A 5,114-nucleotide genomic window follows, 5' to 3' on the forward strand; every position below is an offset into this window, starting at 1 on the left:
GCTGGGACTGGAGCACCCGCTGGTTGCCAAGAGCCTGACCGGAATGGGCGCTGTGCTCCAGGCCCAGGGGGACGGGGCGGAGGCCCTGCGGAGCTTCCGGCGTGCGCTGGAGGTGAGAGAGAAGAGTCTGGGACCGGAGCACGTGGCCGTGGCCGAAAGCCTGGACGGAATTGGCACGGTGCTCAATGACCGGGGGGATTACGCGGAAGCCCTGAAGTATTTCCAGCGTGAGCGGGTGATCGCCGAGAAGGCGGTGGGCCCGGAGCACCCCATCATGGCCAGAAGCCTGAGCAACATGGGCTTTGTGCTCCATTCTCAGGGGAACTACGTGGGGGCCCTGGAGCTCTTGCGGCGTGCGCTGGAGGTGAGAGAGAAAGTGTGGGGTCCGGAGCACCCGGACGTGGCCGATTCGCTGGACGACATCTGCATGGTGCTCAATGCCCTGGGAGACTCCGAGGGGGCCCTGGCGCAGTGCCGGCGTGCGCGGGCGATCACCGAGAAGGCGTTGGGGCCGAAGCACCCAAGGCTGGCGAGCATCCTGAGCAACATGGGCCGTGCGTTCCAAGCCCAACGCGACTACATGAGGGCCCTGGAGCACTTGCTGCCTGCGCTGGCGATCGCCGAGACGGCGTGGGGGCCTGAGCACCCGAAGGTGTTCATCACGCTGAACAGCGTTGGCATTGCGCTCAAGGGCCAGGGGGACTACGCAGGGGCGCTCAAGCATTATCGGCGTGCGCAGGCGATCACCGAGAAGGCGTTCGGGCCTGAGCACCCGGATGTGGCCGTTGCGCTGAACAACATAGGCATGGTGCTCGCCGTCCAAGGGGACCCTGCGCGGGCGCTGGATCACTACTGGCGTGCGCTGGCGATCACCGAGAAGGCGTTGGGCTCGGAGCATCCGGATGTGGCCACCGTGCTGACCAACATCGGCGGTGCGCTCGCCGATCAAGGAGAGCATGCGCGTGCGCTGGCACTCTATCAGCGTGCGCTGGCGATGACCGAGAAGGCGTTGGGCCCGGAGCACCCGCAGGTGGCCACCACGCTGGCCAACATGGGCACTGTGCTCGAAGCCCAAGGAGAGCGTGCGCGGGCGCTGGCTCTCTACCAGCGCGCGCTGGCGAGCATGGAGACGGTGCTTGGGAAGGAACATCCTGTGACTCAAGCCCTGCGCTCCCGTCTCGGATCGATGCTACCTCGCCAGGAAGCACCGCCACGCCCCCCTCAGGGACTTTCGGGCCCACCTTCGACTTCCAGCAGTCCGTGAGCACGATGGTGACGTAGTCGAGGGTGCCTTGCCCCAGCTCCAGCTCGGCATCCAGGAACGCGGGCATCCCCGAGGGCTCCGGAGCGCAGGGGCCGAGGAGGGCCGCTGACAGGTGGCTCCACACCCTTCCGTGCATACCGCAACGTGGCGAGACCCTCTCACCTCGAAGCGAGCCCGCGATGGCTGTGGCCAAGACTCTCCTATAACGGTACAGGGCCCTCATGAAGATCAACATCCAGAAAGCCCCAACCCGCCTCGGCAGTGGCTATCCAGCGCCGTTCGACAAGCCCTGCTTGGACCGGAAGCGTGTGCGACTGGGCGCGGCGGCGGGGCTGACACAGTTCGGTGTGAACCTGCTCCACCTGCAGCCGGGCACCTGGTCCAGCCAGCGTCACTGGCACATGCGCGAGGACGAGTTCATCTACGTCGTCTCTGGCGAGGTGGTTCTGGTGACGGACGAGGGCGAGGAAGTGCTTCGCGCGGGCGACTGCGCCGGCTTTCCCCACGGCGCTCCGAATGGACACCACCTGCAGAACCGCTCCACCCGTGAGGCGATCATCCTGGAGGCCGGCACCGACGATCCGCAGGACAAGGCCGAGTATCCGGACATTGACTTGCGCGCGACGCCCGACGGCTACGAGCACAAAGACGGCACGCCCTACCCGAAGGCCGGACAGACGTGATCGCAGCGGGTCCGCGCGTTGGAAGACGACCCGAACCCGGAACTGACACGTCGGTTCCGGCTCGCTGACACGTCAGCGCCCATCCGGTTTCTCACCTCCTGGAGCGCTCGCCGAGAGAGGGGGTGCACCATGCCTGCGGTACAGGGATTGCAGGGGAGAAGGACTGATGCGAAGTTAAACTCCCCACCCGGAGGTAGGCATGTCTGTCACCAGAGACCCCTCGCAGCAGGTTCTCTCCATCCCATCCGACTCGCTGACGGCTGTCCATCACCCCACGAGTGAGCAGGAGATCATTCAGCTCGTTCAGCGAGCTGCCTCGAACCACCTGCCAGTCCGGGTCATCGGCTCAGGCCATTCCGTGGCGGAGTCCATCCTGTCCCCGGTGCCGGATGCCATCAACATCTCGCTGGATCAGTACAGGGAGGTCACCTTCAACGAGGACGGGACGGTCACGGTCCAGGCCGGATGCTACCTGGGGCTGAAGGCGCCCGAGAAGTGGGAGAACACGTTCTTCTACCAGCTGGATCAGAAGGGGCTGGCCGCGCCGGACATGGGAGGGATTACCCACCAGGCCGTGGGGGGATTTACCACCATGGGGTGCTCGGGTGGCTCGCTGAAGTACGCCTATACCGATAGCATCGTCCGTCTCTCTCTCGTTGATGGCCAAGGGGTGGTGCGCTCGTACAGCCGAGGGAAGGACCCGGAATTCGAGGCCGTGGTCGTCTCCATGGGGCTCATGGGCGTCATCTCCACGGTGACCTTCAACCCCGACAAGGGCTTCAACATCATCGGCGACGAGACGTGCTACTCCCTGGCTGACGTCAACTGCCCCATCGACTTCCTCGGGCCTGGCGCGCCCGGCAAGCCCTCGCTGGAGCAGTTCCTGCGCCAGACGGAGTACACCCGTCTGCTGTGGTGGCCGCAGAGGGGGGCCAATCGCATGGTCGTCTGGAAGGCCCGGCGCATGGAGGCGGCGGACTACAACGAGACGACGGGATCCCCTGAGGACTTCAAACCCAAGCCCTACCGTGAGTTCCCGATCATCCTCGGGTCTCAGATTCCGGCACAGGTTGCCGCGTCCTTGTTCTACCAGCTGTCCGCTGGCTGGCCCACGCTGCTCAAGGCGTGCGTCTCGGACGAGAATCTGCGCAACCTGCTCACGGCGATCATCACGGATGTCTACGAGGAGTGCATCCTGCCCTTCGTGATCAACCTCTTCGCTCCCCTCTACCAAGGGGACTCGACTCCACCGGCCCCCTCCCTCTCGGAGGTTCCAGCGGGCGTGTTCTCGGACGAGGTTCGCGTCGTCGAGCTTGCGCGGAATACGGGTAACAAGCCCATGCAGGGAGCCGCTTCGCTGGGTTCCTCGGGACGGCGCGCGGCCGGAGGTCCGATCCTCCGACTGCGAAGCCCGGATGCCGAGACCTCGGCGGACATGACCCGCGTCACGTCGGTCCCGATCGATCTCTGGAAGGATGTGCTGGCCAGGATGCCGGGGGTGAGCTCCCACCTTCCCAGGCTGCAGTCCCTGCTGAGCAATCATGGGCTGAAGCTGCCTCGCTACTACCACCTCCACGTCCCGAGCGAAGTCCTGCAGAGCCTTCAGGCGGCGGCGGATGGGACCCCGCCCCAGGATCCGACAGGCAAGCAGACGTTCTGGGACTCCTGGTACAGCAGTCTGCCGATGGACAACGATGTCTCTGATTTCTTGATGCCCACCGAGTTCACCGAGCTGTGGATCCCCATCGAAAAGACGCAGGCGGTGATGAACACACTGCATGACTTCTATCGCAAGGGCGGGCTCGGAGCCACGGGCTCCTTCTCCTGCGAGATCTACGCGGCCAAGGCCAATGACCTCTGGCTGAGCCCTGCCTACAAGCAGGACGTGCTCCGCGTGGACGTGTTCTGGTTCCACGACCTCTTCCGGGACGAGAATGCCCTCAAGGCGTTCTATCAGCAGTACTGGGATCTGCTGGCGAACTACAGCTTCCGCCCGCACTGGGCCAAGTACCTGCCGGGGGATAACTACCTGGATCCTGGATTCCTGCCGACGCTGTACCCCATGTACAAGCCATTCCTGGCGCTGCGCGAACAAATGGATCCCAAGCAGATCTTCGTCACCGACTACTGGCGCCAGGCCCTCGGCATCCCCGCGCTGAAGCCGTAGCAGCAGTTGCTCAGAGGCACAGGCCTCCTGCCGCGCCCTCAGGGGAGGGCGGCCTGGGCAGGAGGCTGGAGTGCGTCCGGCGGCGGGTTCGATTCCCGCCGCATCCAAGCAGCAAAGGGCCTCGTGGCGCCACTCAGGTGCCACGGGGTTTTCTTTTTCGCCCGACGTCGCCCCGAGCCCAAGAGGAGCCGACCGCTCCATAGACGCGCCGAGCAGCCGCTGGAGGAGCGCCGCCTTCATTGACTGCTTCAGAGTCGGCCATGAACGCCCGAGCATCGCGGCAGTGGTGTCGATGCCAGCCTGTCCCATGCGCCCCGGCTGCTCTCCAAGCGGGAGGGGGCTGCGGTGTCACACCCGAACACTCCCGCCCTCTGCCCGCTGCGGGGTGCGCTCCGGCCACCCCTCGTGAAATGCGAGGCCCGTGCCCACACTCACCGGCAAGGGCTGCTGGGTGAGCTCCTGGGCGGCGAGCCAGGGAAGGGAGACAGGCGATGGGAGCCAAGAAGAAGCAACACGGAGGGCAGAAGGGACGGCCGGCGCGCAGCACGCCCTCGGGCCGCAGGGGCGGGCCGCCGTCCGTTGCCCCCTTGGCCTTCGATCCGTTCACCCCGGGCAGCGAGCACCCGGAGTGGGTGAGGAAGAACTTTCCCGAGTATGTCGAGCATCGGCACGAGAGCCTCGTGCGCAGCGTCCGCACGATCGAGAGCCGAGGGAGCCTCATCACCATCACCACGGCGTACGAGGTGAGGGTGGATGGGCGTCTCGTCACGCTGCACATGATGGTGGACGAGCAGGGGCTGCTCTGGTCGCACCTGTGTCCCTATCTGTCCTTCGCGTCGGCGACGGAGCTCGTGCGCCACCTGCTCGAGCGCCTGCCGCACCTGTTCGAGTCAGGCCACGCTGGCCATGACCACCCGCATCCCGCTCCCGGACCTGGAGGTGTTCGATGATCCGCCGGAACATCCTCGCCGATGAGGGCCTCAGGCAGCAGTTCATCGAA

At 65.5% G+C, this 5,114-nt stretch carries 4 protein-coding genes; all 4 read left to right on the forward strand.

The window, feature by feature from the left end; translation table 11 throughout:
• Positions 1 to 1,264, forward strand: a 1,264-nt coding sequence (locus VD972_RS25680) for a tetratricopeptide repeat protein (protein WP_324991349.1), incomplete at its 5' end; no start/stop codon positions are given.
• Between the two features lie 221 nt (positions 1,265 to 1,485).
• Positions 1,486 to 1,947: a cupin domain-containing protein gene (locus VD972_RS25685; protein WP_324991351.1), complete on the forward strand. Its 462-nt coding sequence runs from the start codon at positions 1,486 to 1,488 to the stop codon at positions 1,945 to 1,947.
• A gap of 199 nt (positions 1,948 to 2,146) precedes the next feature.
• Positions 2,147 to 4,114, forward strand: coding sequence for a D-arabinono-1,4-lactone oxidase (locus VD972_RS25690; protein ID WP_324991353.1), 1,968 nt, complete (start codon positions 2,147 to 2,149; stop codon positions 4,112 to 4,114).
• Between the two features lie 491 nt (positions 4,115 to 4,605).
• Positions 4,606 to 5,064 carry a hypothetical protein gene (locus VD972_RS25695; protein ID WP_324991355.1) on the forward strand — a complete coding sequence of 153 codons (459 nt, stop codon included), beginning with the start codon at positions 4,606 to 4,608 and terminating at the stop codon, positions 5,062 to 5,064.
• Positions 5,065 to 5,114 lie beyond the last annotated feature (50 nt).

The sequence above is a fragment of the Hyalangium sp. genome, from assembly GCF_035629615.1.
In the GTDB taxonomy this organism is placed as follows: domain Bacteria; phylum Myxococcota; class Myxococcia; order Myxococcales; family Myxococcaceae; genus Hyalangium.